The following is a 376-nucleotide window of genomic DNA, read 5'->3' as shown; positions in this document are numbered from 1 at the left end:
TCATTGGCGAACCAACGGTCGAGAGAAATGGTGAAGGTGGGTTTCCCCATTCGGAAATCGTCGGATCAAAGTTTGCTCACAACTCCCCGACGCTTATCGCAGCGTGCCACGTCCTTCATCGCCTGTACATGCCAAGGCATCCACCAGATGCTCTTACCTCACGCTTGAGAATCCACACCATCAACGACAACCCTGCATAGAGGTTACGTTGTATTCAGGTGCGGACGATTAATCTCAGCCAGATGTAAATCTGTATGTTGCGCGTCATATTGTACCCACTACGTCAGCAGGTACGACGCGCCACGGCATCGATTAAAAAACCCATTCACAATGTCAAAGAAGTGCAGGCAGATCCTGCGTAACCGACCGTTAGGTC

Annotated in this window: 1 rRNA gene; it reads right to left on the bottom strand. The window is 50.8% G+C overall.

Annotated features, from left to right (window positions below):
* Window positions 1-170, bottom strand: a 23S ribosomal RNA gene (locus tag HWN72_RS30860); the annotation flags it as partial.
* Between the last annotated feature and the right edge of the window lie 206 nt (window positions 171-376).

The sequence above is a fragment of the Novosphingobium sp. HR1a genome (genome assembly GCF_015594425.1).
Lineage (GTDB): Bacteria > Pseudomonadota > Alphaproteobacteria > Sphingomonadales > Sphingomonadaceae > Novosphingobium > Novosphingobium resinovorum_A.
The sequence above is the reverse complement of the archived record's forward strand: the minus strand, read 5'-3'. Positions and strand labels throughout refer to the sequence as shown.